Origin of the sequence: Paenibacillus sp. FSL H7-0690 (assembly GCF_037980415.1) — a bacterium.
GTDB classification, from domain to species: Bacteria; Bacillota; Bacilli; order Paenibacillales; family Paenibacillaceae; genus Paenibacillus_AQ; species Paenibacillus_AQ odorifer.
On the sequence record NZ_CP150281.1, the window covers coordinates 3860666 to 3886500 of the forward strand.

At 42.9% G+C, this 25835-nt stretch carries 28 protein-coding genes; 7 read left to right on the forward strand and 21 right to left on the reverse strand.

Annotation, left to right across the window (positions count from 1 at the left end; translation table 11 throughout):
- Positions 1–14: 14 nt before the first annotated feature.
- On the reverse strand, positions 15–1082 hold the full coding sequence (gene pdhA / locus MHI32_RS16990) for a pyruvate dehydrogenase (acetyl-transferring) E1 component subunit alpha (protein ID WP_038571556.1): 1068 nt from the start codon (positions 1080–1082) through the stop codon (positions 15–17).
- 265 nt (positions 1083–1347) lie between these two features.
- Here pdhA and MHI32_RS16995 point away from each other — a divergent pair, with 265 nt between their 5' ends.
- A complete protein-coding gene (locus MHI32_RS16995) occupies positions 1348–2079 on the forward strand; it encodes an alpha/beta hydrolase-fold protein (protein ID WP_076190189.1) in 732 nt (243 codons plus the stop codon).
- A gap of 137 nt (positions 2080–2216) precedes the next feature.
- On the opposite strand, the gene MHI32_RS17000 is transcribed toward MHI32_RS16995, so the two are convergent.
- The gene (locus tag MHI32_RS17000) at positions 2217–2681 is read right to left on the reverse strand and encodes a low molecular weight protein-tyrosine-phosphatase (protein WP_076184504.1); all 465 of its coding nucleotides are present in this window, start codon (positions 2679–2681) and stop codon (positions 2217–2219) included.
- Positions 2682–2846: 165 nt separating this feature from the next.
- Between MHI32_RS17000 and MHI32_RS17005 the strand changes: the two genes are divergently transcribed.
- Together MHI32_RS17005 and MHI32_RS17010 are read left to right on the forward strand one after the other, a co-directional pair.
- Positions 2847–3488: a thiamine diphosphokinase gene (locus MHI32_RS17005; RefSeq protein WP_036687693.1), complete on the forward strand. Its 642-nt coding sequence runs from the start codon at positions 2847–2849 to the stop codon at positions 3486–3488.
- Between the two features lie 294 nt (positions 3489–3782).
- Entirely contained in the window at positions 3783–4283 is a 501-nt protein-coding gene (locus tag MHI32_RS17010) for a C40 family peptidase (RefSeq protein WP_076128433.1), read from the forward strand.
- Between the two features lie 45 nt (positions 4284–4328).
- On the opposite strand, the gene MHI32_RS17015 is transcribed toward MHI32_RS17010, so the two are convergent.
- The 18 genes from MHI32_RS17015 to MHI32_RS17100 form a co-directional block, all read right to left on the reverse strand.
- Positions 4329–5048: a response regulator transcription factor gene (locus tag MHI32_RS17015; RefSeq protein ID WP_076128431.1), complete on the reverse strand. Its 720-nt coding sequence runs from the start codon at positions 5046–5048 to the stop codon at positions 4329–4331.
- A 116-nt stretch (positions 5049–5164) separates the two neighbouring features.
- A complete protein-coding gene (locus MHI32_RS17020; protein WP_076128429.1) occupies positions 5165–6205 on the reverse strand; it encodes a ThiF family adenylyltransferase in 1041 nt (346 codons plus the stop codon).
- 73 nt (positions 6206–6278) lie between these two features.
- Positions 6279–7832 (reverse strand): ABC-F family ATP-binding cassette domain-containing protein, encoded by a 1554-nt coding sequence (locus MHI32_RS17025; RefSeq protein WP_036687697.1) that lies wholly within the window; start codon positions 7830–7832, stop codon positions 6279–6281.
- A gap of 114 nt (positions 7833–7946) precedes the next feature.
- Positions 7947–9440 (reverse strand): serine/threonine-protein kinase, encoded by a 1494-nt coding sequence (locus MHI32_RS17030; protein WP_340010334.1) that lies wholly within the window; start codon positions 9438–9440, stop codon positions 7947–7949.
- Positions 9441–9555: 115 nt separating this feature from the next.
- A complete protein-coding gene (locus MHI32_RS17035; protein WP_340010336.1) occupies positions 9556–10623 on the reverse strand; it encodes an SAM-dependent methyltransferase in 1068 nt (355 codons plus the stop codon).
- A complete protein-coding gene (locus tag MHI32_RS17040) occupies positions 10620–11402 on the reverse strand; it encodes an ATP-binding cassette domain-containing protein (RefSeq protein ID WP_036687827.1) in 783 nt (260 codons plus the stop codon). The genes MHI32_RS17035 and MHI32_RS17040 overlap by 4 nt, the downstream gene beginning before the upstream one ends.
- Positions 11402–11725 (reverse strand): thioredoxin family protein, encoded by a 324-nt coding sequence (locus MHI32_RS17045; RefSeq protein ID WP_076128425.1) that lies wholly within the window; start codon positions 11723–11725, stop codon positions 11402–11404. The genes MHI32_RS17040 and MHI32_RS17045 overlap by 1 nt, the downstream gene beginning before the upstream one ends.
- The gene (locus MHI32_RS17050) at positions 11722–12066 is read right to left on the reverse strand and encodes a cyclic-phosphate processing receiver domain-containing protein (RefSeq protein WP_340010337.1); all 345 of its coding nucleotides are present in this window, start codon (positions 12064–12066) and stop codon (positions 11722–11724) included. The genes MHI32_RS17045 and MHI32_RS17050 overlap by 4 nt, the downstream gene beginning before the upstream one ends.
- Positions 12063–12926: a deoxyribonuclease IV gene (locus tag MHI32_RS17055; protein ID WP_340010339.1), complete on the reverse strand. Its 864-nt coding sequence runs from the start codon at positions 12924–12926 to the stop codon at positions 12063–12065. Before MHI32_RS17055 ends, MHI32_RS17050 begins: the two co-directional genes overlap by 4 nt.
- Positions 12916–13731 carry a DNA-formamidopyrimidine glycosylase family protein gene (locus MHI32_RS17060; RefSeq protein ID WP_076133771.1) on the reverse strand — a complete coding sequence of 272 codons (816 nt, stop codon included), beginning with the start codon at positions 13729–13731 and terminating at the stop codon, positions 12916–12918. The genes MHI32_RS17055 and MHI32_RS17060 overlap by 11 nt, the downstream gene beginning before the upstream one ends.
- A 45-nt stretch (positions 13732–13776) precedes the next feature.
- The gene (locus tag MHI32_RS17065) at positions 13777–14565 is read right to left on the reverse strand and encodes a TIGR01457 family HAD-type hydrolase (RefSeq protein WP_340010341.1); all 789 of its coding nucleotides are present in this window, start codon (positions 14563–14565) and stop codon (positions 13777–13779) included.
- A 293-nt stretch (positions 14566–14858) separates the two neighbouring features.
- Positions 14859–15797, reverse strand: a complete 939-nt coding sequence (gene rnz, locus MHI32_RS17070; RefSeq protein WP_076281714.1) for a ribonuclease Z — start codon at positions 15795–15797, stop codon at positions 14859–14861.
- A gap of 143 nt (positions 15798–15940) precedes the next feature.
- On the reverse strand, positions 15941–19378 hold the full coding sequence (gene metH, locus MHI32_RS17075) for a methionine synthase (protein ID WP_076128413.1): 3438 nt from the start codon (positions 19376–19378) through the stop codon (positions 15941–15943).
- 119 nt (positions 19379–19497) lie between these two features.
- Complete coding sequence (locus tag MHI32_RS17080) at positions 19498–19923, reverse strand: FixH family protein (RefSeq protein ID WP_038571571.1); 426 nt, start codon at positions 19921–19923, stop codon at positions 19498–19500.
- Between the two features lie 262 nt (positions 19924–20185).
- Positions 20186–20971, reverse strand: a complete 786-nt coding sequence (locus MHI32_RS17085; RefSeq protein ID WP_076184436.1) for an HAD family hydrolase — start codon at positions 20969–20971, stop codon at positions 20186–20188.
- A 34-nt stretch (positions 20972–21005) separates the two neighbouring features.
- Complete coding sequence (locus MHI32_RS17090; protein ID WP_076128411.1) at positions 21006–21527, reverse strand: hypothetical protein; 522 nt, start codon at positions 21525–21527, stop codon at positions 21006–21008.
- 49 nt (positions 21528–21576) lie between these two features.
- Positions 21577–21786 carry a DUF896 domain-containing protein gene (locus tag MHI32_RS17095; protein WP_036687717.1) on the reverse strand — a complete coding sequence of 70 codons (210 nt, stop codon included), beginning with the start codon at positions 21784–21786 and terminating at the stop codon, positions 21577–21579.
- 109 nt (positions 21787–21895) lie between these two features.
- Positions 21896–22309 (reverse strand): LysM peptidoglycan-binding domain-containing protein, encoded by a 414-nt coding sequence (locus tag MHI32_RS17100; RefSeq protein WP_076128409.1) that lies wholly within the window; start codon positions 22307–22309, stop codon positions 21896–21898.
- 251 nt (positions 22310–22560) lie between these two features.
- Between MHI32_RS17100 and lexA the strand changes: the two genes are divergently transcribed.
- The 4 genes from lexA to MHI32_RS17120 all read left to right on the forward strand — a co-directional run bounded on the left by lexA (position 22561) and on the right by MHI32_RS17120 (position 25035).
- Positions 22561–23187, forward strand: a complete 627-nt coding sequence (gene lexA, locus MHI32_RS17105) for a transcriptional repressor LexA (RefSeq protein ID WP_036687720.1) — start codon at positions 22561–22563, stop codon at positions 23185–23187.
- A gap of 178 nt (positions 23188–23365) precedes the next feature.
- The gene (locus MHI32_RS17110; protein ID WP_076128407.1) at positions 23366–23704 is read left to right on the forward strand and encodes a L,D-transpeptidase; all 339 of its coding nucleotides are present in this window, start codon (positions 23366–23368) and stop codon (positions 23702–23704) included.
- 149 nt (positions 23705–23853) lie between these two features.
- Entirely contained in the window at positions 23854–24234 is a 381-nt protein-coding gene (locus tag MHI32_RS17115; RefSeq protein WP_139329870.1) for a hypothetical protein, read from the forward strand.
- Between the two features lie 222 nt (positions 24235–24456).
- Entirely contained in the window at positions 24457–25035 is a 579-nt protein-coding gene (locus MHI32_RS17120) for a hypothetical protein (protein ID WP_076217986.1), read from the forward strand.
- Here MHI32_RS17120 and MHI32_RS17125 read toward each other — a convergent pair whose 3' ends face one another.
- Positions 25036–25812: a methyltransferase domain-containing protein gene (locus MHI32_RS17125; RefSeq protein ID WP_340010345.1), complete on the reverse strand. Its 777-nt coding sequence runs from the start codon at positions 25810–25812 to the stop codon at positions 25036–25038.
- Positions 25813–25835 lie beyond the last annotated feature (23 nt).

The window sequence follows — 25835 nt, forward strand, 5'->3', positions numbered from 1 at the left end:
GCCTGATATCCCCCTTATTCAAAATCGGCTTTTTGCTCTTCCAGATGTTTAGGTGTTACTTCGAACATGCTGTCGATCAAGCCAGGTATTGTCATTTTTTCGGTTTGTTCAGCTTTTTTGATCTGCTCGTTAACAGTAGCTTTCGCTTCATCTTTCACGCGCAGTGTATCTTCTTCAGTCCAAAGACCTTTCTTCTCCAAATACTTGGCAAGACGGGCGATTGGATCCTTTTCACTCCATTGTCCTTCTTCTTCTTTCGAACGATATTTACTTGCATCGTCAGAAAGGGAGTGTGGACGGAAACGGTAAGTTACAGCTTCGATCAATGTAGCACCTTCGCCGTTACGTGCACGTTCTGCAGCATCACGTACAGCACTGATTACTGCAAAGATGTCCATACCGTCAACCTTAATCCCTGGAATACCAGCTGCAACCGCTTTGTGAGCGATCGATTTGGAAGCCGTTTGTTTAGCGAACGGAGTCGTAATCGCATAACCGTTGTTTTGAACAAAGAAGATTACAGGCAGTTTAAAACGACCAGCAAAGTTCAAGCCTTCGTAGAAGTCACCTTCTGAAGAACCGCCATCACCAGTGTAAGTAATTGCAACATTCTTTTGTTTTTTCAATTTGAAGCCCATAGCAATACCAGTAGCGTGCAGGATTTGCGCACCGATGATAATTTGTGGCATCAATACATTAACCCCGTCAGGAATAGCTCCACCATGTTGGTGACCGCGGGAATATAAGAAAGCTTGGTACAATGGAAGTCCGTGCCATACTAGCTGCGGAATATCACGGTAGCCTGGGCATAAGAAGTCTTCTTTCTCCAAAGCGAACTCACTACCAATCATGGTAGCTTCTTGACCGGATACCGGTGCGTAGAAACCAAGGCGACCTTGACGGCCAAGGTTTACTGCACGATCATCCCAAGTACGGGTAAATACCATACGATACATAATTTCTTTCAGTTGATCGTCGGTTAAATCGGGCATCTTATCCTTATTGATAATTTCTCCATCCGGGGAAAGTACCGATAGAGCCTCGACGTCCTCTGTATACACTTCATAAGGAACTTTACTCATTATCTTCACCTCAATAAAAAAATTTGAATATCAGCTGCCTCTGTTATAATATTATTATACACCTGTTTAGTTACTTTCGTCAAAGAAATACTTATAAAATTTATATTCCTTCAAATTTTGTATGTATAACAGGTGAGGAAATTTTATATAACAGTTTAACACTTTTCCAACAAGTAAATGATTAATAACACAGTTACACATTTAATAATTTTAGCGTAACCCTGTGTGTATTGCAAAATTCGACAAGAAAGGTGACGTGACAACGATGAGCGATTCTGTTTTTCTGAAACGCACAATTGTAAAAGAAACGCTTTGGAGTGAACATCTGCAGGAGGAACGTAAATTACGTATCTATCTGCCCCCAGGCTACAATGAAGTTCTGAGTTACCCCGTGGTGTACTGCCAAGACGGAGAAGAATTTTTCAACTTTGGACGCATTGCTACACTTGCTGGACAACTTATTATAGAAGAAGATGTCGAGCCCTTCATTATCGTTGGTGTAGAAGTTAACGTCGCTGTTCGGACTCAAGAATACGCTCCGTTCGGCAGCCGATTCAACGAGTACCTATCTTGCTTTTCCGAAGAGATTATTCCCTTCATTGAAAAAAATTATCCCGTACGCCGTACACCCGACGAACGAATCTTAGCCGGTGATTCCCTTGGAGGCAGCGTCTCCCTCCATCTCGCTCTTGCTTATCCAGCTATCTTCACACGTATCATCAGCCTATCCGGTGCATTCTATCCCGAATCACAAGCCATGCTGGCTAAAGAAGAAGATCTCTCCTGGCTCAACATTAATATGGTCGTTGGACTGCAGGAAACAGATTACCAGACTGATACAGGGACCTATGATTTTGTTCAGATGAACAGAGAAACAAAAGCATTGCTTGAAGCACGTGGAGCTACCGTATCCTACCGGGAGAAAGACGGTCGTCATCTCTGGGGTTTTTGGCAAAAGGAACTCCCTGAATCTCTACTCTATTTTTTAAACACATAATGCCTTATTGATAGAAGCAAAAAATGAACATCTAAAGAACGTATGTAGATTTCAGCCGTGTTTACGCTTACAGTTTAATCCAGCAAATTTCCTTAATTTACTTTAATACTAATCAGAGAGGCTGGAACCCAACCGGGTTACAGCTTTTCTCTTATCACCATTTCTAGCAACACGTCACAGCCTGCATTGATCAAATCATATACCTGTTCAAAATTACCTGTAAAATAAGGGTCTGGTACTTCTCTCAATTCTTCCTCAGGCAATAAATCCATGAAGAACAAAAGCTTAGCCTCTTCTCCACCAGGAACCTTTCGAACATTCTCTCCATTAGACTTGTCCATGCAGACGATATAATCAAACTTCTGAAAATCCTCGCTACTGACCAAACGCGCTGCCATATTTGCATAGCTAATCTTGTTTTGATCAAGTATACGTCTAGTCCCTTCATGCGGTTCCTTACCTATATGCCAATCTCCAGTTCCTGCAGAGTCAACCAGAATCTTATGTGAAAGCTCTCGTTCATCAATCTTATGGCGCAGAACGGCCTCCGCCATTGGTGAGCGACAAATATTACCCAGACAGACAAATAGCACGTTTACGATTTCATTCACCTCCCAATTGTTAAAACATTAGTAAATATGAATTTATGCACATAAAAAATCGCACACTATCATTTTAGCGTTGTCTTGGTCAATTGTGCAACTTTTCGATCTGCATTATACTGGGACAGGATAACCAACTAGAGTTTTAGAGGAGGAATGGATGTTATGCCATCCAAACGAGTTGTTATTTTTGCCGGTGGAGAACTATCTCCGGATTATTTCGCTCTATTAGATGAAGAAGATTTTATTATCGGTGCGGACCGGGGTGCATTATTCCTCATCTCACATGGATATATACCCGATATTGCGGTAGGTGATTTTGATTCTGTATCGCCTGAGGCTTTTCAGGATATTCAATCCAAAAGTAAAAAAACAATCACTTGTGACGCCGTGAACAAGGATTTAACCGACAGTGAGATGGCACTCGATATTGCAATGAATCAGCAACCTGATTCTATTTTACTATTAGGAGTTACAGGCACTCGAATTGATCACTCCTTAGCCAGCATTCAAATGATGACAAGGGCTCTGCAACGGCAAATCAATTGCTACGTGATGGATTCTAATAACTATGTGACACTTACCGGATCCCAAACAGTCATTGAAGATTTGGGCTACACCTATGTATCTTTGCTTCCATTAACTCCTGAAGTAACAGGGATTACATTAGAAGGATTTCAATATCCTTTGAATGATGCTACTTTAAAGCTAGGGCAATCTCTAGGTGTAAGCAACAAACTGATTTCCTCCACTGGAACAGTTAGAATACGTAGTGGATTATTGCTGATTATCCAGAGCAAAGACTAAATACATAGTGATATAGAAACATCCTTGTAACTTTTGTTTCAAAATTAAAAAGCCGTTAAATCCTTTATATATCAAGGGGTTTGCGGCTTATTTTATTGCTCAAAATATCAAGTTATTAATTTTTTGTAACTTTTAATGAATTTTTAATAAAACGCTTACAACCCAGGCCCAGCCTCACTTTATTGCTGCTCTACCAAATTTTATGACATAGATAACCTGCTATACTACGAATCAGGCAAGCAAGACAAGCCAAGCAAGACAGATTGATATACTAACTTTGGAGGTACTTACAACATGAATAAACAACAATGGATAAAAAAAGCGATTGTTATAGGAATGGTTACTACAATGGGCTTAGGAACAATGATGGCAACTGGTGTAGGTGCAACTAAAGTTGAAGCCGCTACGGTGTCCAAAGGACAAAGCGTCGTCAATTTCGGAAAAAACTTTATGGGAACTCCATACAAATTCGGAGCCTCTACTTCTACTACTAAGGTTTTTGACTGCTCTTCCTTTATGAAACATATCTTTAATAAATATAATGTATCATTACCCCGCACAGCTGCGGCTCAATCAAAAGTAGGAACTGCTGTATCCAAAGCTAACCTTCGTGTCGGCGATCTTGTATTCTTCTCCAGCGGCAGCAGAGCAACTGGTAAAAATGTAACTCACGTAGCTGTTTACGCTGGGAACGGTAAAATTCTGCACACTTATGGTAAACCAGGTGTTACGGTTTCTGATCTTAATTCTGGTACATGGAAAAAGACTTATCTAAAGGCTCGCCGCGTACTGTAAACAACAGCTCTATAGTAGAGTCTTTTCTATAAAAGAGAATTAGTCTCAGGATGTGGTGCTGCCTTCGGGCACCCTCATTACATATCCTGTTCCGCGAACAGTATGAATCAACTTGTTCCGGTACCCTTTATCAATTTTTAAGCGGATATGCCTGATGTATACATCTACAACATTGGTATCTGCATGGAATTGATATCCCCATACTTGTTTGAGTATTTCCTCGCGGGAACATATAATCCCTCGATTCGCAGCGAGATAATATAGAAGATCGAATTCTTTATGCGTCATCTTAAGCTCGATCCCTTCACGGGTGACCAGCCTGCGGCTGGGATCGAGCATTAAACCATCTACCTTTAACAGATGTTTTAAATTTCGACGCCGACCCGTGAGGGTTAATAAATTTAGAATTCTACATTTAAATTCACCGGTATGTAGTGGTTTTGTCATGAAATCATTCCCTCCGGCTAAAAAGGCCGCAACTGCTCCGTTACCAGATAATTCTTCGGAAATCACCATGACCGGAAGAATCATTCCCTCATCTCTTACTGCGGAAATGATTTTCCATCCTTCCCATGTTCCCACCTCGCCTAAATCAGCAAGCAGTAATACCGGTTCTACTTCAGAAATGGATAAGCGAAGATCTTCGGGATCTTCGCTTTTTGTTATTTGCAGACCGATATCATTAAACACTTTCGCAATAGCGTCTAGTTCTTCCTCTCCTCTTCCGTTTCCCGCAGACATGTACCATATCATTTGCTCACTCACGAAGATCCCCCGTATCCATCAGACATGCATCAGCATCCCATTAATAGATATAGAATCCCCGGAAAACAAAGAGACCATTCCTATGAAATGGCCTGAAGATCTGTTTATTATGCTTTTTATCCAAAATATCGATGATAAAAGCTACGGGCAGCGGCAATATCCTTCGTTCCATGGATCAATGCCCGGCCATCTGCGAAGATCACCATCCGGTAAGGACCTTCCTTAAAGGAAATCAGATAAGGATTGCTCTCTACCTCACCGTCTCCTAAACGAGACAGACGACTGGCTGTTTCCTGCAAGTTAAGTTTCTGCGGCCGGGCAGGGCGGATCTGTACGGTATCCCTGCCACAAAGCACATCACTTCGTTCCGTATTTAAGGCTGTTAGATAAGGGTAGATCGGATGAGTCCCACAAGAAGGACAATTCTCCTTTTTAGCACTTTTCACGCCAATTTCTTGATGTTCATTACGCCATACATCGAAAGTCAGCAGTTTATTCCTTAATTGGTCCTTACGGTTACCGAGAAGCTTTAACGCCTCAGCTGTAGCATTTGCAGTAACCAATTGCACGGCCTGGGGAAGAATACCCGCTGTATCACAGGTATCTCCCCCTAGTGGAACTGTACCTAAAAGACAATGAAGACATGGCGTTTCTCCAGGCAAAATCGTATATGTAATTCCATAGCTTCCTACACAAGCTCCATAAATCCAAGGGATATTATTCTTTTGGGCAATATCATTAATGATGAGACGTGTATCGAAATTATCAGTCCCATCCATAATCAGGTCCACCCCTGAGATGAGTCCTTCCAGCTCTTCCTTCCGCACATCCATAACATGCGCTTCTATGACAACCTCAGAATTAATCTGCTGCAGTCTGTTCTGGGCTGCAATGGCTTTTGGAGCTCGCTCCTGCGCATCCATCTCGGTATACAGCTGTTGGCGCTGCAGGTTACTCCACTCTACATAATCGCGGTCAACGATGAGAACATGCCCAACCCCACAGCGGACTAATGTCTCTGCAATCCCTGTACCTAACGCACCCGCACCAACTACAAGCACTTTTGATTTTGCGAGACCCTGCTGTCCTTCAGTACCAAATGGCGTGAAACGTATCTGCCGTGAGTATCGATCTTCTCGCCCAGCGTTATGAAACATGCATTATCTCCTCCCCATATCCAAAAAGCGGAGAACAGCAGGATGTCTGCTATTCTCCGGATTTATGATTATTCTATACTTGTACAGCTGACCACTGCTCAACATCCCAAATTTTCGTAACCCAATCTTCATAAAAATCAGGTTCATGAGATACAAGCAGGACTGTGCCTTTATATTCTTGCAAAGCGCGCTTCAACTCTGCTTTAGCGATAACGTCAAGGTGATTGGTAGGTTCATCGAACAGTACCCAGTTGCTTTCGCGCATCAAAAGCTTACAAAGTCGCACTTTCGCTTGCTCCCCACCACTCAGCATACTAAGCGGACGTGTAATATGTTCATTTTTTAGGCCACAGCGTGCCAGATGTCCACGAACTTCGTTCTGAGTTAAACTGGAGAATTCATTCCAGACATCCTCAATGGGTGTAAGACTAGCTGCTTTCACTTCTTGTTGGAAATATGCAGGGTTCAGATAATCCCCAAGATAGGTTTTGCCGCTGTATGTTGGGATCACTCCCAGAATTGTCTTCAGCAGTGTCGATTTACCCACACCATTGCAGCCAACAATAGCAATCTTCTCTCCACGTTCAATGACCATATTTAGCTGTGGCAGCAGCGGACGATCATAACCGATCTCGAAATCAATTCCCTCGAAGACAGTTTTCCCGCTTGCCCGGCTCTCTTTAAACTTAAAGGTCGGCTTAGCAGCTTCTTCAGGACGATCAATTCGGTCCATACGATCAAGCTGCTTCTCACGGCTTTTTGCCCGGCCTGAAGTTGAAGCACGCGCTTTATTCCGCTGGATGAAGTCCTCTTGTTTTTTGATAAAATCTTGTTGCTTCTCATAGGCATCGATATGCTGGTTTTTGTTCATCTCCGCCATATCGAGGAATTTCTCATAGTTCGCCGTGTAACGGGTCAATTTACCGAACTCTAAGTGATAAACGACATTAACGACTTTATTCATAAACTCAGTGTCATGGGAAATCAATATAAATGCATATGGGTACTGTTTCAAATAGTTGGTCAGCCAATCGATATGCTCAACATCCAAATAGTTGGTAGGCTCATCAAGCAATAGTACATTGGGTTTCTCCAGTAGCAGCTTCGCCAGCAGCACTTTGGTTCTTTGACCACCGCTGAGAGAAGCAACATCACGATCTAGCCCAATCACGGACAGGCCTAAACCATTGGCCATTTCCTCTACTTTTACATCAATCAGATAGAAATCTCCGATATCCAGTTGTTCCTGAATGTCTCCCATCTGCTCCAGTAGTACTTCTAGTTCCTCAGGCGAAGCATCACCCATCTGCTCTGTGATCTTCAGCATTTCCTGCTCCAACTCAAGCAATGGCAAAAAAGCGTCCTTTAGAACATCGCGAATCGTTTTGCCCGGTGTAAGAATCGTATGTTGGTCCAAATAACCGTAACGCACCCGAGGGGTCCACTCTACTTTACCATTATCCTTCAAAAGCTTTCCTGTCAAAATATTCATTAGCGTCGATTTACCAACGCCATTTGCTCCAACAATTCCAACATGTTCTCCTGGTAACAACCGGAAAGACACGTTCTTGAACAATGTCCGATCCCCAAAATTGTGGGAAACGTCTTCTACAGTAAGTAAACTCATAAATTCTCCGCAAGCTCCTGTCTATACTTAAATAATGCGTAAATCAAATCACGTATAAATATATATTTTATCATACTTTAGCGGAACACTGAATTAAATGTTAGTCCCAATAGCCTATCTTAAGAAAAAACCACGGCGTTTTCCAACGTTTCGCTCGCCCTTAATGTCCCCTAACAGCTCAGCAATTACATCTGCCAACTTCCCTTTTTGTAAAAATGGATCTTGCTGACACGGTAGATTATAAACTCTATTTATACCTAAAGAATTTCGCAATACTTCAACAGATTGGTATTCAGCAAGTGGTAACCCCACTCTCCATTCCCGTTCAGGCTGCAGCCCACTCCGTTTAATCCATAATAAAGTTTCCTCCAATCGCCAATCGGCGCCAGAAGCAATCAGAATGGGAATATCGCTATGCTTGATTTCTTCCAGCGCTCCATCAAATCCACCCGTTCCCAGATCTAAGACAACAAATTGATAACCCCCTCTCATAAGCTCTGCTACATTCCCATGGAGAGGTCGCTTCCAGTAATGAACCTTCCTCCAGGAAAATGCAAGCTCAGGGCTCTTAGCAGGAACTGAAGCGCTCTGCGCGTCAAGCATACTGTGCATGCGATCATAAACAGATGAATCTGGAGATAGATCAACCCAAGCTGTTGAACCGATCTGTCCCAAATAACTGCTAATCGCAAATGAAGTATGTGTTGTTCCAAGTCCCGGCCTTACTCCAAGTAAGGCGATCACTATAGCCTTCCGTTTATCAACCGCTAGGGGCACAGACACTGCTAAAGGATTACCTTCATCCATATCATTTTCCACACGAACCAGCGCTTGAATAACAGCTGTTGCCTCCTGATATCTTTCCTCCGGATGAGGCCGTAATAAACGTCTAATTATAGGAATAAAAGCTCCGGGAACATGGTCACGCAACTTATTTTCCATTCCAGACTCCCAGTGGCTGCATAAGCCTCCGGTAGCCATATACAAAAGTAATGCACCAAGACCATATAAATCAGAAACCGGCTGACTCTGCCCATTCCCATACTGCTCAGGAGCCGCAAATCCTACTGTACCAAGCTTCACCGTATCTTCATCGATTCCTTTTCTATAATTTCGAGCGATTCCGAAGTCGATTAACATCAATTCTTTTTGCTTAGTTAACATAAGATTGGAGGGCTTTAAATCACGATAAACAATGGGCGGATGATGACCATGCAAATATTGCAGAACTTCTAAAAGCTGTTTAGCTATTTGTAGGATGAACTCACAAGGTAAAGGTCCGGGATTATCCTTCATCAGCTGACTTAAAGTTATCCCTTCAATATAATCCATAACTAAATAAGAATACCCTTCTTTATCCGAAAGATAGTAATCAACAATACGGGGAAGCCGCGGGTGATCCAGACCCATTAGCATCTCCGCTTCCGCCTCAATGTCTGAAGGTAGTTCTTCTGAGCTTACACTTTCTTTTACAGCCCAGCGTTTCCCCTTTAAACGCAGATCCTCCGCAAGATAGACAATACTCATTCCACCTGTTCCAATCTGATCAATAATTCTGTATCTGGCGTCCATTATCTGCCCTACCCCAAGCTTCGATGCAAAATTCACCTGAACTTCCCCCTTTTTCACATAAAAAAAGAGAAAGCTTCCGCCATTAACGTTGTTACCGCAGATTACGATAACGTTAATAACGGGATGCTTTCCCTTAAGATTTTTAAATAACTTAGTATTTAATCATATAAAGTGTGATCTCATCACGATTATGAAACAGCTGCTTGGCCCGTTGAATCTGCATACGTTCGCTCTCAAACATTGCGATGATCTCTTTGATCATCGCTAGTGGTTTCTTATGCATCAGCTTTACGGTCACAATCGCTGTTCCGCCTGGGGACAGGCTGTGCAACAGCCCTGTTACAAGCTTCGCCATCAGTTTAGGGCTCCAGCTCATATCACATACAAGCAGATCAAATTCATTATCGCGGAATTTCACTTCTCCGGCATTTTTGCGCAGGATTTTCAGACCCGGGTAATTACGCAGCGATTCATGCATCAAAGCAGGGTCAACCGCTGTTACCTTCATTCCACGCTCCAGCAAGAAAGAAGTCCAGCCCCCTGGAGAGGCACCGATATCAAGCGCATTACGGAAGCTGTAAAAAGGAATACCGAACTCCTTCTCCGCTTCCATCAGCTTGAACTTAGCACGTGAGATTTGTCCGTCTTCCTTGCGGAAACGGATTGCACCGCCATTCCAGCCGGATAGATTCTCTTCTGGTCTGGACACTCCTGCATATAAGGCATTCCCGTCTGCGTAGACAGAAATGACCCATGCCGGATCTTGTACTGTAAATTCTGCACCCAAGCTCTGCAATTGCTCCTGCAGCCATTCACGAAGTTCGCCCGGACTTTCCTGCCAGAAGGAAGGATCCCCTTTACGAACATTTAGGGATACTTTCTCCCCCTCTAGCTCACTGCGGCGGCTTAAATACACAGCCAAACGCTGTAACCCATCCATGGTTCCTTCATCCTGAAACTGCACAGGCTGTATATGACGAAGGAAAATGGGCAGATTCTGTGTGAGCAATCGTGATACTTCCTCGGGTTCAGACTGCAAGGTGGCTAGAAAGATTTCTCCCGGCAACAGCAGCGTACTCTTTACTGCTCCGAATAAGCGCCGAAGCTCTTCCTGAGCATATGGCGCAAAGCCGTGATTAGCTGTACAAATATATCGGGAGTACACTATTTCTTCCGGAGCAGTGGTCTGCTCTTCGTTATCATGTCTTAATTCGTTCAAATCGTTTTGCCTCCAGGTCTAATTTTAATCCAGGGACGACCGCTATCCCATTCTACATCAACAGGAATATCATAGGTGGCCAAGATCATTTCTTTGGTTAATACTTCTTCTTTCGGTCCGGAACCAGCTAGCTTACCGTCGCGAATTAAAGCAACATGTGTAAAAAGCGGGACGATTTCCTCCACATGATGAGTTACATATACAACGGAGACATTACGTTGTCTCAGCTTGTCTACTTCAGCCAGCATTTTTTCTCTTTCGTACAGATCAAGACCTGCACAAGGCTCGTCCATAATCAGTAGTTTGGGGTCAGCCATAAGACATCTTGCCAGCATTGCTTTTTTTCGCTCTCCCTGTGACAAGGTTCCAAAAGGATGAAGTGCCATATTGCCCAGATTCATATCCTCTAGCAAGCGGATTGCCTTCTCCTTCACTTCGTGTGGAATGCTCTCGTAGAAACGCAAATAAGCGTAAGCTCCTGTAGCTACAACCTCCCACACCGGATCATTTAAAGACATTTTCTCCATTAAGGAAGGACCAATATAACCAATCTCTTTACGCACCTCGCGTAAATCACATTGACCATATTTATTCCCCAATACCTCAACAGTTCCTTTGCTAGGGAATAAATAACCTGTCATAATCTCCAAAATTGTTGTTTTGCCCGAACCATTTCGTCCCAAAATGACCCAGTTTTCGCCTTCCTTCACTTCTAACGATACATCGTCCAAGATTAGGCTTTCTTCTCTGCGCAGAGATAAATGTTGTAATGAAATGATCATGATATAACACTCCTTATGTATTCCAGAATCCGCTCAACTGAAACCATTGAATAATAAATATGCGGATTCTCTATCCGGTCAGCAGAAGCCACAAGTAGAGCAGGGACACTGGTAATACGGTATTGTTGGACCAGATTAGGCAACATGTTCACATTTCCGGCAACCATTTGGAGTTCAGCAGGCAATAGATGTGCCGCTACTTCCAACATGCGTTCTGTAGCCTTACAGGTACCACACAGCGGAGTATGCAAAAATACTACCAGCGGTTCTCCAGGTCTCGTGAGTATCTCCAGTAAATCCGCTTCATTCATTTCCTTCATTTCAGACCCGTCTCCCCAGCGATATCATAAAGCTTATCAGAACTTAGGGGACCATTAAACAAGATCATCCCCTCAGGTTTAGCCGCGTATAAGATTTCATACATTTTTTTTCTCCCTAAAACACTGGAGGTGTGTAGATAGATTTCACGGGGGTACAGTCCTTCCAGAACAATCCGTCTAGCCACTTCCCCACCAGAATAATCATCCGGTCCCATATCATAATCTAACGATAAAATACCAACCTCACACTCACGCAACATCAGAAGACATTCTTCTGTTGTCCTGGCTAAAGCAAATCCAAGCGGACCTTTACGGAGATCGTCCATATAGATATGAGTCACTTTCTAGCCCCCGCTTCAAACCAACTGCGAACAGTAGCTATTTCATTCCGATGACTGCCATCTGAACCCTTTTCAGTTTCCAAAACAACAGATTTTTTACGTAATGGATCAGAAGTTATTAAGCGCTTAAGACCCTCTTCGCCGATATAACCTTTTCCTATTCCAGCATGCCGGTCCCGTCTCGAATCAAAGGGAAACTTAGAATCATTTAGATGAACAGCTACAAGATGCGGCCAAAATCCAAGCTGGTTTCCTCGTTCAAGCAAGTCTTCCGTATGCTCAGGATTCCAAATTCCCGCCGCAAAAGCATGACAGGTATCCAGACAAAATCCAATCTTCTCGGGAAACTGGCTAAGCTCACGAACCTTCACCAATTCTTCAAGTGTAATCCCTTCGGTACCATGGTTGCCCGCTTGATTCTCGATTAGCAGCTTGGCGTTACCTTCCCATGACTCCAGCGTCTCATTCATACATTGTATAATATTTTGATAGCCTTGTAACGGCTCCATTCCAGCAAAATGTCCAAAATGAACAACAATGCCTAAGGAACCGCAGGCTTCAGCAATATCCAGATCATTAAGTAGGGAGTCTACATACACCTTTCGCGGGGTAGCGTCATCCCTATTCGCAGCCATATTGATTGCATAAGGGGTGTGGGCGATAGAGGTGATCCCTTTTTCTTGGCAAAAGAGTGCACAATCCCTTGTATCTCGAATATCAACCGTCTTTAACTTCAGACTGCGCGGATTTTTCGGAAAATATTGAAAACTTGTTGCACCGCTCTCCCAAGCAAATCGGGCAGCTCTCCCATATCCACCACGAATGCTGACATGAGCCCCTATTTTGGGTTTAGGCTTCATGCTGACAGTCTGGGCAATAAAATACTTTGCGTCCAGACAGCTCTGTTTTGATAATCGTTCCCCCATCGCGTAGGCAAGGCTCGCCCTCACGGTCATAGACTTTACATTGATCATTATAAGAACCAGTAACCGTATCACCGGTCATAAATGGCATTTCCATGTATCCGCCAATCTCTGTCGCATCAGTCAATACTTTTTGAATGCTTTGATACAGGCGGGAAATGGCTTCCGGTGATAAATTTTGTACTAAAACTGAAGGCAGAAGCCCTGCGTCAAAAGCAATCTCATCCGCATAACAATTTCCAATACCCGCCATTACATGCTGATTCACTAACAGACTTTTTAACGCACCACGCCGCCCTTTTAATATTCCTGCAAAACGTTCCGGCGTCATCCGTCGATCCAGCAGCTCAGGTCCAAGCTTACCCATCGTTGCTTCGCTTTCCTTCACGGATACTAAATGTAAGAACCCTAACCGCAGGCCCATAAAATAAAGGATCTGATCACCAAATGCGATTTCTACTTGCGTATTACGATCCGGCCGTTCTTCTTCTGAACCATAAAAAAGCAATCCACCCAGCATTAAATGCAATAGTAATCTTCGTCCATCATGGAGATGAAACAAAATATACTTGGCGCGCCGCTCTACAAAAACAACACGCGCACCGATCAAGGCATTAATGAAAGCTTCTGTTTCCATGTTAATTGTTTTTTCTCTGTTCACAATTACATTAGTTATCGGAACATTTATAATACGCTGGCTAAGCAGCTGTCTATAATTCTCCATTTCCGGCAATTCTGGCATACTCATCGTCCCCTCTAAGTTGGTGAAGTAATAAGACCCTAGCTATTATACACCGAGAAACATTTTAAGTTCAGCTAAATCGGCACATATTTCATCGGGAGTGATCCCTGTGATGCTTTTATAGTGCTCCAGATTCTCTGTAGTGGTTAAACCAGTAAGAACAAGGATTGTACGACAGCCCGCATTAACACCCGCAGCGATATCCGTACGCATATTATCCCCAACAACAGCAGCATGTTCAGGTTGAATGTTCAGAAGATCTGTCGCATATTTGATCAGGTGGGATTCAGGTTTACCGATCACTACTGGCTTCACTCCACTTGCAGCCTCAATTGCTGCACCAATCGTACCCGCACCCGGCATAACCCCATCATCTGATGGTAACATTAAATCTGGATTGGTGAGCACAAACTTTGCCCCGCTCAAAATCCAACGCGAAGCTTGAGCTAACGAAGCATAATTAAAAGAACGATCGATACCTTGCACCACATAATCAGGGGATTCTGTGACGATTTGGAGCCCTGCCTCAATGCAAGCCAAACGCAGTCCCTCTTCTCCAAGTATCGCCACTGTAGCCCCAGGTGATTCCTCAGCTATGTAACGTGCGGCTGCCATAGAAGAGGTACATACCTCCTCAGCTTTCGCCTCAATTCCCATTCCACTTAAGTGGGCAGCAACGTTAGCTGCCGTACGCGATGAGTTATTAGTAACAAATAAAAAAGGGATATCCGCTTCACGAAGAGCTTTTATCAGCAGATCAGCACCGGGAATCATTTTATGCCCATGGTACAATGTACCATCTAGATCAATCAATAATCCTTCAATTTGTTCCATCACTAACCCCTCAGTTTCCACAATAAATTTAATTAATATAATAAATAAATAATAGTATTAACAAACATGTAGCCTTTGCCCTGCTTGGATTTACAGAAAAACTCAATCCCTTTAGGTGGAAGATATCACCTACTGATTTTCGGCAATATGTCCAGCCATTCGTTCGTCTTTTACTCCGTGATTACTTTAAATCTAACACACTTCGTCGAATGAAATCGAACAACCGTCCCATCCAGCATTTTTTAGCATAGCACTGTCATTTCCTGCGCTTTCCCGGAAAATAATCATTCCCCCTATTGCCCATTTAGTCTGCGAGGTACCGGATATGCATTAAATTCCTCAGCTAATAATGTCTCTGGGAATAGGAGTTCAGCTTCCTCAAGCAAAGGAATTAACTCTTCATGCGAGCTGTAACGAGAACTGAAATGAGTCAGCAACAGCTGTCCTGCTTTGGCTTCTTTTGCTAACTCTGCAGCCTGACGGGCTGTACTATGATGATATTGATACGCCATGTCAGCCAGATCATGGGCGAAGGTTGCTTCATGAACGATAAGGTCTGCATTAAGAGAGAGTTCTAAGGCTCCCGAACAAGGTCTTGTATCTCCAAGGATAGTAACAATACGTCCTCGTTTGGGTTCTCTGACAACATCAGCAGCACAGATTCGTACACCTTCATCCGTAACAACATCTTCACCTTTTTTTAATTTCCCATAAATCGGTCCCGGTTTTAAACCATAACTCTTAAGCAATTCCGTATTGAGGCTTCCGGGACTATCCTTTTCCGTTACCCGGTAGCCATAGCTGTCAATCCGGTGCTCAAGTAATGCAGCCTCAACTTTAAAGCTATCATCCTCGAATATAATTCCTCCTGAATGCTCTACAATCTCAATCTTATAAGGAATTCGGGATTGGCTCACAGCTAAGGAGATCTCTAAGTAAGCTTTTAATCCAGGGGGTCCGTACACCGTTAACGGCGCTGTCCCTCCCTGATAACCACGACTTGATAATAGACCTGGAAGACCAAATAGGTGATCACCATGCAAGTGGGTAATGAATAGCTTTTCCAGCTTTCCTAGCCGAATCGGTGAACGAAGAACCTGATGTTGTGTACCTTCCCCACAATCGAACATCCAAATACTGCGACGTTCTTCCAGCAGTCTTAATGTAACGGACGTTACATTGCGTTGTAGCGTTGGCACACCTGCATTAGTACCTAAAAAATATAAATCCATTCTTTTTCCTCCCTTCTGCTTATTGGCTCAACCATCTCTTTTCAATTCTAAACGACCTTCTTCCAGCAAAAAACCCCCCAGTTACGGGAGGTTCCGCTGAAAGGGATACAATCCCCTACAGACCAGGTATATAAATGAAAGAATTACAGCTTCTCTACATTAAAATACTGCGCTTCTGGATGGGCAAATACCATAGCCGAAACGGAAGCTTCGGGCTCCATCATAAAGCCTTCTGTAAGGTGAACACCGATATCCTCCGGAGATAACAACTTAAACAGTGGACCTTGATCTTCTAAATCCGGGCATGCAGGATAACCAAATGAAACACGGATTCCTTGGTATCTTGCCCCATGTCTTTGCTTCATCGTCATATCCGCCGGATCCGGGAAACCCCAAGTATCGCGCATCATATGATGGACGCGTTCCGCCAGTCCTTCTGCCACTTCAAGTGCAACCGACTGCAAGGCGTGTGAACGCAGATAATCTCCGCTTTCTTTCAGCTGAGTAGACAATTCACGTACACCGTGACCTGCTGTTACAACTAGGAATCCAACATAGTCCATAATACCACTGTCAACAGGTTTCAAGAAGTCCGCCAAGCACAGATGAGGCTCTACCCCTTGTCTCGGGAAAGTAAAGGTATGCAGGATCTCGGACGTATTCTGTGGATTATACACTATAATATCATTCCCTTGCGATTGTGCAGGGAAGAATTGATACATAGCATGTGGAGTAATGGTACCCTCTAGCATTGCTTGATGGAGAATATCGTCTACGGTACCTTTCAGTTCAACAGTCCGCTGATCTCCAGCAGCTAATTGGGCTTCTACAGAACCCCGTAACCCCAAATGATGACCCAGCAGCATTTGCATATTCACATAGGGGATAATATGCCCCAATGGATAGTTACGCAGTACGTGGCGTTCTAAATCCGGTGGAACAAATACAGGTGCATCTGGAGATATTTTGGAACGCACTGCTCTGGTTAGTTTCGGCAGTTCTTGCTTAGGCGCCACCGCAACCGCTGCTTCTGCCTCCACACGAATTTCCTCGGCAATCTTCTCCCGTTCTTCAGGGTTCATAAGCCGATTGGCAATATCCAGCCCGTCCATAGCGTCCTTAGCATACAATACTAGACCGTCATATTCTGGACGAATACGGGTCTTCGTAAATTTACGGGTCAAAGCTGCGCCGCCAACCATAATCGGAACATCGATACCTGCTGTACGTAAATCCTGAGCGGTGAGGACCATCTGCTGAGCAGATTTCACAAGCAGCCCGGACAATCCTATCGCATCAGCTTTTTCTCGACGGAAGGCTTCGATAATGGTCTCTGGTGGTACTTTTATACCCAAATTAATGATCTGATAACCATTATTAGAGAGGATGATCTCCACTAGATTCTTACCAATATCATGCACGTCCCCTTTTACGGTTGCCAGCATAATTTTCCCTTTAACCGCTGTCTCATCCTTCTGCATAAACTGCTCTAGATGATTGACAGATGCCTTCATCACTTCAGCGCTTTGCAGCACCTCAGCAACAATCAATTCATTATTATTAAATAACCGGCCGACTTCCGACATCCCTGCCATCAGCGGTCCATTGATGATCTCCAGCGGACCAGATTTAGTCAATGCTTCATTAAGATCAGGAATGAGTCCTTCCTTCGTACCTTCAACCACATAGGAGGCTAAACGCTCTTCAAGTGACAGGTTGGAAATCTTCTCTTTTTTCTCTACTTTTTTACCACGGAAAGCAGCTACAAAAGCAGAAAGCGTCTCATCATTCGTATTATAAATCAGTTCCTCAGCAAGATGACGTTCTTCGGCAGGAATGGAAGCATACCGCTCCACTTTCTCTGTATTTACGATCGCATAATCCAACCCAGCTTTTGTACATTCATAAAGGAATACTGAGTTCAACACTTCACGTCCCGCTTCCGGCAATCCAAAGGAGACGTTGCTGATGCCCAAGATCGTATGAACACCTGGAAGTGCTTCCTTGATCAAACGAATGCCGTCAATCGTTTCTTTTGCTGAACCGATATATTGTTCATCTCCGGTTCCTACAGGGAACACCAATGTGTCAAAAATAAGATCTTCTCCTGCTAAACCGTACTTATTCACTAGCAAGTCATAAGAGCGTTTAGCCACTTCCAGTTTATCTGTGGCCTTAATGGCTTGTCCCGTCTCATCGATGGTACCCACAACAATAGCTGCACCATATTTATGAATGATCGGCGTCACCAGCTCGAATTTTTCTTCACCATCTTCAAGGTTAATGGAGTTAATTATCGCCTTACCTTGACAGTACTGCAAAGCCAAATCGATAACCTTAGGATCGGTAGTATCGATCATCAGGGGTACTTTAACCTTTTTCACAACCAGTTCTAAGAAAAGCTTAATATCTTCAATCTCATCACGGTCAGGGTCTTGTACACACACGTCAATAACCTGTGCCCCACTCTTCACCTGAGCACGGGCAATTTCTGAGGCTTCCTCATATTTACCTTCGACGATAAGACGTTTAAATTTACGAGAGCCAAGTACATTCGTACGTTCACCAACCATGTATGGACGGTTGTCGTTCTCAATATAGATAGGCTCGATGCCTGAAAGTGCAGGCGGATGATTACCTGTCAGCGGGCGTGGAGGATATTCAGAAAGTGCTTCCTTCATCGCACGGATATGCTCTGGTGTCGTTCCACAGCACCCCCCCGCAATGTTCAGCCAGCCTTTTTCGGCAAAGGCTGCAATCTTGCGAGCTAAAGAATCTGGAGATTCATGATAATGTCCGTTCTCATCCGGCAATCCTGCGTTTGGATAACAGCTCACGGCTGCGGAGGAGATCTCCGAAAGCGAACGAATGTGATCCCGCATGAACTCAGGACCAGTCGCACAGTTGAGGCCCATAGAGATAGGCTTCAGATGTTCTAATGAGATATAAAATGCTTCAATATTCTGACCCGCCAATGTAGTACCCATTGGTTCAATTGTTCCTGAAATCATAACCGGCAATGTGATGCCAGTCTTTTCAAAAGCATTACGAATACCAATACTTCCAGCTTTAACGTTAAGTGTATCTTGAGAGGTCTCCAGCAGCAAAACATCTACTTTACCGTCGATCAATGCCACTGCTTGTTCCTCATAGCTATCAACTAACTCTTGGAAAGTAACGCCTCCAGTTACTGAGAGCGTTTTTGTTGTTGGACCCATAGCCCCCACGACGTATCGCGGACGGTCAGGTGTGTCATATTTGTCTACTGCTCTGCGAGCCAACTCTGCTGCCGCTAGATTGATCTCACGTGCCCGCTGAGGAATATCATATTCAGCTAGCACAACAGAGGTTGCACCAAATGTGTTAGTCTCAATGAGATCAGCCCCTGCTTCGAGGTACTGCTCATGAATCGTCTGAATGACTTCTGGACGTGTTAATACCAGCATTTCATTACAGCCGTCCAGCTCATCGCCTCCAAAATCTTCTCCAGTAAGAGGCACCTGTTGGATCATCGTGCCCATTGCGCCATCAAGGATCAAAATCCTTTGTTGTAAGCTTTCCTCAAGTGTATATTTAGCCAACTAATAGTCCCCCCAGTAAAACATTAGAGTAAGTTTAGCAGAATAAAGGAATTTCGAAAAGCCTTCCTTTCCACTCTGCTTTATCTGTTATTGCTCAGTAAGCGTTGCGAACCTTTGAATCATGGTTTCACAGACAGCTCTTTGCTAGGCATAGAGTGCTGTGTCCGGGCTGTCACATGTGAAGTGACATTATATTGTCCTTCCTTTTCAAGGGTCCCTTCTGCTTGATAGACTCCTTTACCAATTAGCTTTCCCTTAAGCTCTATTTTCTGTCCCTCATCATTTTTATTCACAATTTCGAACAGAACCTCTTTTGCATCATCTACTGCCTCGTTATCTTGGGTCACCACAGCTTCAAAGGTTACCTTTTGATTTACAACAACTTCTTCAGGACTCCATTGTAGTTCGACTTTGATAGGTTCCATAGACATGTTCATATTCATGTTATGTATTTCTGAATGCTTGGTTCCATTTGAAGAACATCCACCTAGTACTAGAAGTGTTGCACCTAATAATACAGCGACTAATTTCTTCGATCTCATCATTTGGAGCCCTCCCAATCATTATCGAATAATAAAAATCTACCAATTCATGTTATACATCTCCATCTATTATACACATTATTATTGGTTTTTCAGTATTTTGCGTCAATTCCGCATTAGTCTTGTGACTTAAATCATTTACTTAAAAATCTAATGAATTCCTTATGTTAGTATGTATGTACAGAAAAGCAGCGAGTTTCTTAGGATCTCAGAAACTCGCTGCTTTTATAAAGTCTTTATGTTGGAGCTAATAGCTCTGTATATCTTACAAGGATTGAACTAGTGGAAGAAGTTCCTCAAGGTGATTGATTTCATGATCCGGATGAATATCAAGACTAGGTGCTCTACCTTTTCTATTAATCCAGACCGTGGTCAACCCTGCTGCCAGCCCCCCACGGATATCCGTTGTCAGCTTATCGCCGACCATAACCGCTTGCTCAGGCGTTACATCAAGAAGCTCTAAAGCATGCAGGAAAATTTCCTTATCCGGTTTGCCTTTACCAAAGCTTCCGGAAATCACAATATGATCAAAGAAAGGAATTAACTCGGGCACACCATCTAGTTTCTCTTGTTGCAGTGCAGGACAGCCGTTCGTAAGTAGCAAAAGCTTCACTTGACCCCGTAACTGTTCCAGTACATGCATTGTTTCTTCATAGATGTATGGACGTTTTCTGCGCTCTGCTGCGAATTTAGTTGCCAAGGTCTCAGCTAGTGCTTCGTCTTCCACCCCTAACGCTGCAAGTCCGCGACGCCAAGACTCTTTACGATATACCGGTGCAAGCTGCTCCAATTGACGGAATTCTGGCTGTTCACCTGCCGTAAAGTTAGCCCAGAGTGCTTCATATGGATTAATTCCGATCATCTTTGTAAATGGGAACGTCTCATAAGATTCATACAAGCTACTTGCTTCCTTTCGAACTGCAACTTCTAGTTCTTGTGGATCTATCGTATCCCCGGCGGCTTCACAAGCAAAACGAAATGCTTCTTCGACGCTCCGATCATCCCACAGCAATGTATCATCAAGGTCAAATAGTACAGCAGAAATTGGCATTACAGGTCTCCCTCTCCCTTTAACTGGTCTAGTTCTATTCGTGAACTACTTCAATGTTGTGAGCTTTAGCAAATGCTTCTAATCGTGTACTCATCGCATTAGTATCATAGCGATTCATAAGTTTTGTGAAAATCCATTTCGTACGTTTCCCTTTGTGCTTAATGACTACAGCTCCACGCGAAAGGGTGATTTTCTCAATATCTGCAGCTGGAAGTCCGCGTTCGCGATTGAATTTAATAGTGGACAGTCTTGCTTTTTCCACCTTCAAGTACGGACGACGGAAGAACAATAGCGCTGCCAGCAAATAGTACAGTACTACTCCCAGCCAATTAGCCAGCATGCCATTGCCTTTGGCCTGATCAATAGAACCAACTACCCAAAACATAGTGCCAAGTATCACTAACACTACCGGAAATGCAATGTTGCGACCTTTAAAGACTTCGGCATTCTGGGTAGGAGATTTAGAGGCATAAATCGTATCCTTGCCTTGTTTCTTTCTTTGCTTGTTGATTTGCTGTGTGTTGCGTTGAACCATTCTTTCCCAAGAACGGGCCATGTGCGTTCCCCCTAGTCATCCTGAAATATCTATGAAAAGGAACAGCGAGCTAATGTTTAAGCCCCTTGTTACCTTGTTCATGCTCATCGTTATCTACTACTTCAATAGTATTTAATTGTGCTCGGAAGTTATTGCGGATATTCCCCAGGTAAATTTCACGAAGCTTGGCGCGTTCCGCCACTTCCTCTTGATTAAGGCCTACGCTCTTCTGTTTGCGTGCCAATTCGTTAATTCGCGCGACCAACTCATCAATATTCAATACTTTCCCTCCCCCTATAAATTAATTCTAACTCTGCCATGAGAAAAAGAGCTTGTCAAGGTCTACTCCCTGCAAGCTCTACTGGTCATTCTATTATGTTCTCAGAAAATTAATAAATAGGTAAAGTAAGTATGTCTCCAGCGTTAATTTGACTACTCTTAATCCCACTTGAACGTTTAATTCCTTCTATATAAACAACTGTCTTCATATCAGCTGGTTTATTCTTAAGAGCAATACTCCATAGTGTATCTCCACGTTCAACCACAATCCGCTTCTCTTCCTTCATTATAGTCGTCGATCCTGCAAATACATTTCCCACTACTGTTAGGCCAGATAATACTAGCACGAAAATCAATATTAACTTAATAAAGAAATCTTGACGGAACAACGAAATCATCCCTCCAAGCAAACGTTCCGTTATCTCTTTCACCTTAGCGGAATTACGTGCAACGTCATTATGTCCTATAGATTCAACCACTGGGGCCTTATCGTAGATGCTGCGGTATGTACTGTATTTTAGCATAATCATCATCCTCCAAACACTTGTTCTTACTTTCGAATTTATAATAACACGAACATGTGTTTTGTTCAATACTATTTCAGAACAATTGTTCTCTTTTTTTCGAGAGACTCAAGCGGTTCATTTTATTATCATTTGTCTACCATTTTTTAACTCTAGCAGATTTATATTTATAATAGTTAGAACTTATGTTTGTGCGAACGGTAGTTCTATGTTATAATTTTCCCAAACATTACTATATGGGGTTGATTCCAATGTCAAAGATTTCAAGTCGCCAGCTGGCGATCCTGGAATTTATACGAAGCGAAGTCCGCAGCAAGGGTTATCCACCTTCCGTCCGGGAAATTGGAGAAGCTGTTGGCCTTGCTTCCAGCTCCACAGTTCACGGTCATTTGGACCGGCTTGAGAAGAAGGGACTTATTCGTCGAGATCCAACGAAGCCACGTGCAATAGAATTACTAGGCCAAGAGGATTCAGAGAATGTTCACCAATTCGCGCAGACCATCTCACGGATTCCTGTTGTAGGTAAAGTTACCGCCGGGGTACCTATCACTGCTACAGAGAATATCGAAGACTACTTCCCACTTCCTACTCACTATGTAGGTGACAACAAAGTATTTATGCTGTCTGTCATGGGTGATAGTATGGTGGACGCAGGCATTATGAATGGTGACTATGTGATTGTTCGCCAACAACAAACAGCGGACAACGGAGATATCGTTGTAGCCATGACCGAAGAAGATGAAGCAACCGTTAAGACCTTTTACAAGGAACGTGATCATATACGGCTTCAGCCGGAGAATCCAGCTTATGAGCCGCTTCGCCTTAATCGCGTAACTATTCTCGGAAGAGTCATCGGATTGTTTCGAGATATCCACTAAGTATGCACTTCTAACATAAAAGGCTGTTCCGCATATGCGGAACAGCCTTTTTTCTACGTTTATTTGCTTTTCCAACCACTTACGAACATTTGTTCCCAGTGGCTAAAATGGCCATTTTCTATGAATAACCCTTTAGGCGTTCTGCTCATATCCTAATTAGAAAGGAGTGTTGCGTATAATGCCCAACTACCGAATTATTGTAGATCTGACCCAACGAATGTTATATCTTCTGGACAATGATATTGTGATTAGAGGTTTCCCTGTCGGCATCGGTAAGATGTTAACCCAATCCCCAGTGGGTGAATTCACTATTATTAACAAACAACCCGACCCAGGGGGTCCCTTCGGTGTGTTTTGGATGGGACTGTCTAAACCACACTACGGAATTCATGGAAACAATGACCCTTCCTCCATTGGGAAAGAGGTGTCCCACGGCTGCATCCGGATGTACAACGAGGATGTGTTAGCACTCGCTGCTATTGTCCCTATAGGCACACGAGTAACGATAAGAAATTAAATTCGAATGGAGGCTCGGCAACCCCCAAATCACATTAAAAATGGGGGTCATTACATAAGTAAGTATTTTTTCATTAGCATACTAGGAGTTTCGTGATTATATGTCGAATATTGTTAACAGGATTGCAAATTGAAAAGGATGTGTTTAGTTTGAATAATTCAAAAATTAGAACCCTCGTCGATTTTAAAGTCGATGCACTGGGTAAGCTGTCCGGTTTACTTTTAAATGATGAACAAGCTAGTGGAAAAAAAGTGAATTTGCTCACCTCTTTTGGCAGCATTCAGGGAATCGTCTCTCCAACCGTCTCCAACAAAGAGGATGTATTTGATTTAAAATCTTTGATGGATGATGTAATTGTAGACGAATACATATCTTATTTGGGAGCAGAACACCCTGATAAAAATTTCAGCTATAACTTTGTTGTCCTCAATGACGTTACTGTAAGACCTTATGCTAGTTATGGGACTCCGATCGAATACAAACAGCTGATTGTTTATACCGATCATATCACTGCCTTCAATTTTCTATAGGTTTTCATAATCACCTTAAAAAGCACCCTTGCAGCAACCCCCAATTTTGCATCATTTGCAGAATCGGAAGGTTTCTCTGGGTGCTTTTTTTGGGTTAATCGTGAAGCCGATCCTATAATTCCACGAATTTCCCTTTTAAAAGATACTAGTGGAGATCATTCAGGCATATCTTTCAATAAGCAACAATTTGAGTCTAATGAGATAACTAGGAGGTGTGATTATATGCTGATTATCTTGATGTACTTATTTGCTATTTTAGGAGTTGTTTTAATTCTAAGTGCCGCCATTATAAAATTGAAAACGCTATCTGCTTCATCTGAAATTTCTAAGCTAGTTAATGCGACCTCATCTTTTAACATCAGCTTCACCAAAACATTCATTCCCCCCAATCAATCTCACTTGATCGCACTTAACGAGCCTAATAAAAAATTGGCAATCGGTACCAAAAATCCGAAGAGTAACAAAAAAGCAGTAGCAAAGCTATACTCTTTTGATAATGTAATGGGATCCGAGATTGTGGTTAACGCACTTACCCTTTCAAAAGTATCCAAAAGACATCAAAACAGCAAAACTACTGCAACAAGTGCAGATATTAACGTCCTTAAGGAAGCTGATGAAGAAGCTAATGTGATTGAAGAGCTTACGCTTAAAATATATATGAACAGCAAAGAAACGCCTGTGTATTGTATCTCCTTCTTGCCGGGTTTATTGCCTATTCAACAATCCGACAACCAGTACAAGGAAGCTTACTCCCAAGTACAACAATTACATGCACTGTTCAGGTCAATCGTATCTGAATAATTAAGTTGTTTTTTGCGCAATAAGATGTGTGAAAATAGCAACGTCCTTGTATGGAGATAAACTGCTTAACTTAAGCTCTAGCTCCACCATTTCTACATGCCATTGCTCATCCATTTTTATTTCATTATCCACAATATATCCGTAGATATTATGTATTCCGTATATACTTCTAATCTCATAACCACACTCCGCGAGCCATTCCACTAATTGATCTTTTGTATAGATGGTAATGTCTGTTTGAATAATGCCGCTATATTCCTGCGTGTTTCCAATACTGTCTATAGCCCCCATAGGATCTTTATTCATAACGGCTTTTTTCATCACTTTTGCCACTGGATTATGAGTTATAAGAGAAAGCATTCCGTTTTCATTTTGTTTTTTACTAATGTCCATTAACAATTGTTTTGGATCATCGAGATATTCAAGCACATTATGGCAAAAAATCCAGTCATATCCGTCCGCTAATACATCTGCATCTTGTAGCGTTGCCGATCTAAAGGCTATGTTAAGACCGTCTTTACATGCAGACTCTTGCGCAATGACTATCATCTCTGGAGTCGGATCTATCCCTGTAACTGTATAACCTTTTTTTGCGAATTCACGACTGGTTATCCCAAAACCACAGCCGATATCTAAAATAGATTGAACCTCTTCAGAGCTGCAGTGATTGTCAATTTGCTGCCAAGCGGAATGATAAAACAATCTCCCCCAAGGCATTTTAATGTAGTTTAAATAAGAATCCATTGATCTAGCAAAAGCCTTTGATGTAGACACCATATCGCCATACCCCCATTTGTTTT